The 2,700-nt window shown below is 44.5% G+C and carries 5 protein-coding genes; all 5 read left to right on the forward strand.

Annotated features, from left to right (window positions below):
- The first annotated feature begins 165 nt into the window (after window positions 1–165).
- The 5 genes from QUA47_RS30640 to QUA47_RS30660 all read left to right on the forward strand — a co-directional run bounded on the left by QUA47_RS30640 (window position 166) and on the right by QUA47_RS30660 (window position 2,552).
- The gene (locus tag QUA47_RS30640) at window positions 166–441 is read left to right on the forward strand and encodes a hypothetical protein (protein ID WP_333433597.1); all 276 of its coding nucleotides are present in this window, start codon (window positions 166–168) and stop codon (window positions 439–441) included.
- Window positions 442–512: 71 nt separating this feature from the next.
- The gene (locus QUA47_RS30645; protein WP_333433598.1) at window positions 513–908 is read left to right on the forward strand and encodes a Fic family protein; all 396 of its coding nucleotides are present in this window, start codon (window positions 513–515) and stop codon (window positions 906–908) included.
- A 279-nt stretch (window positions 909–1,187) separates the two neighbouring features.
- Complete coding sequence (locus QUA47_RS30650) at window positions 1,188–1,607, forward strand: cupin domain-containing protein (protein WP_333219561.1); 420 nt, start codon at window positions 1,188–1,190, stop codon at window positions 1,605–1,607.
- A 146-nt stretch (window positions 1,608–1,753) separates the two neighbouring features.
- Window positions 1,754–2,083 carry an iron-sulfur cluster assembly accessory protein gene (locus QUA47_RS30655; RefSeq protein WP_333433599.1) on the forward strand — a complete coding sequence of 110 codons (330 nt, stop codon included), beginning with the start codon at window positions 1,754–1,756 and terminating at the stop codon, window positions 2,081–2,083.
- Window positions 2,084–2,336: 253 nt separating this feature from the next.
- Window positions 2,337–2,552, forward strand: coding sequence for a Uma2 family endonuclease (locus QUA47_RS30660; protein ID WP_333433600.1), 216 nt, complete (start codon window positions 2,337–2,339; stop codon window positions 2,550–2,552).
- The last annotated feature ends 148 nt before the right edge of the window (window positions 2,553–2,700 follow it).

Here is a 2,700-nt window from a genome sequence, read left to right on the forward strand (position 1 = left end):
ATTTGACAGTTCGGTTGAATCTGTATTTCTGTAAAGAATGGATGCTACCTCTTTTAAGTGTGCTTTTAGGCGCTTTTCGTCTTCGGGTGTCATTTTTTTCCCTCATCTTTTTTCACAGTTTTACTAGCTTTTTCATTTTCGCCCTTTTTTCATATATTTGCAAAAGTGAGATGCACCCTAGTCCGACTTTATCCTCAGCGTCTGGGTGACATTCTCCACCAGCATTGTGCCTTCTCACCAGCAATGAATCTTTCTGAAAAATTGCAAAAAGTCGATCGACTCAAAGCCTGGTTAGATAGCTTTCGGCCGCTTTCTCCCACCCTGGTTGCAGAATTGAAAAAACTCTATGACGTTCGGTTTACTTATCACTCCAATGCGCTGGAGGGAAATACTTTGACACAGCGCGAAACCGAATTAGTTCTAAAATCGGCATCACTGTAGGTGGCAAAACTTGGCGAGAACGCCTAGAAGTCATAGGACATCGAGATGCGATCGACTAGATTGAAAGGCTAATGCGATCGGACACTGCGATCGGTGAATGGGAAATTAAACAAATTCACAACTTAATTATAAGGGCGATCGCCCCGGAGGAAGCTGGACGCTATCGGCAGTTAGAACTCAAAGCCGCCGGTACCGAATACCTCTATCCGCCTCATTATTTGCTTTCGGGTTTGATGCCGGAATTTATCCAATGGCTCAACAGTGATAAAATCAGATCGTTACATCCGCTAGAGTTGGCAGCTAAAGCACATCTTCGCTTTGTTTCGATTCATCCATTTCGGGATGGTAACGAACCCAACGGGCGGCTATTGATGAATCTGCTGCTGTTGCGGGCGGTATATCCCATGGTCATTATCTCTAACCAGATGCTAGAAGTTTTGCAACAGCAGTCTCAAGAGTTGGATTAGGATTCACCTTTAATCAATATTCAACAACCAGCGCCCTTTCTATGAAGATTTGATGTAGATTGGGGCGATCGAGCGAATACCGGGTGACAACAGCTATGTTGGTTTTGCTATGGTTGTTAAGGCAAGTCGATCGGGCCAAGCAGACAAAAGTGCAAAAATCTACAGTCCCCTAAGCGGTTCCCGCAGGTGGGCTTCGGTTTTAACTATAGATTAGTTAATCTCAAAAAACAACGTCGTTTACCAAAGGATTCAGCAAGCAATCCTCAAGGAGTAAAAATCATGGTTCAGATTCAAGAAATTTCTCAAGTATCTACTCTGCACGCACCTGCAGCACCCAACGCAGTAGCCGCTACAGAATTGCGGCCTTGGGGCTCATTTACGACTCTAGAAGAAGGCCCCGGATATAAAATTAAGCGGATCGAAGTTAAGTCAGGACACCGCCTCAGCCTGCAAATGCACCACCACCGCAGCGAACACTGGATTGTGGTTTCTGGTACTGCAAAAGTTACTTGTGGCGAAACTGAACAAGTTCTGTTTACAAATCAGTCTACCTACGTTCCTCAGTGCACTTCTCACCGCCTGGAAAATCCGGGAGTTATCCCCCTGGTTTTAATTGAGGTGCAGAATGGCGAATATCTCGGAGAAGATGATATTATCCGCTTTCAAGACGATTATGCTCGTAATGAAAAGGCTAAGTAACTCAAGTTGCTAAAAATATAGGGGTAAGGTGCGCGGCCCGGCGCACTTTACATTCTCCGGGTAAGGTACACGCCTAGGCACATTCTACATTTTCAAAACTCAACATTACTTCCCAATTACGAATTACCAATTACCAATTACTCATAATGATTCATCTGAGCAAAACAGCAGCAACAGAAGTAACGCGCCTCAAGTCGAAGCATCCGAACCCCAATGCTTTATTTCGTCTGGGCGTGGAATCGAGCGGCTGCTCCGGTTTGTCTTATACAATGGCATTTGACGATGCGCCAGCCCCAGAAGACGCTGTATGCGAGTCGGAGGGAATTGAAGTTGCGATCGACTCCCAGCACTTAAAATATCTCAATGAGCTCACCTTGGATTATTCAGAAGACTTGATGGGGGGAGGTTTCCGATTTCACAATCCCAATGCCGCCCAAAGCTGTAGCTGCGGCAACTCCTTTTCTGCCAAGGAATAATCAAACTGTAGGGTGCGTCAGCTCCGTATAATTCTGCTAATTGTGAATATGCTAGCGACTGACGCACCTAACCATTTAAGGAATAACCAATGTGATGAGAGTCAAAGACTTAGAAAAAGTCCAAAAAACCTTCAAAGAAGCCCGTCAAGACTAGCAAGTTGAACTAGAAAGCGGGAAGATTATCATTGTGGGGCCGTCAGACATTGTATCTAGTGAAATTGGCATTCGCTAGAGTGCCTTTCTCTTCGTTTGGGTGAATCCCCGCCGTTTAAGTCGAGTTTTCGACTCTGCAGGGGGCTTTATTTTACCTGATGCTAACCTCACAGCACCTGATGTTTCTTTTGTCCGAGCCGCACGTCTCAGGCAAAGTCCCCGTTATTTCGGAAGATTAGTCCCAGACTTGGTAGTAGAAATTAAATCACAGAGCGCTCGCATTAAACCGCTAGAAAAAAGATTAAGAATTTTATAGAGCTCGGAGCGCAAGTAGGAATTTAGATCGATTTGGATGAAGAAACTGTTACAGTTTATCGTCAGGAAGGTCAGGGTAAACGCATCTAAATTAAGTTGACAGAAAATCCTATTTTTGCGTTAGGTTTTTTCAGAAAAAACCATTCTTA

This window comes from Microcoleus sp. MON2_D5 (assembly GCF_036701905.1).
Lineage (GTDB): Bacteria > Cyanobacteriota > Cyanobacteriia > Cyanobacteriales > Microcoleaceae > Microcoleus.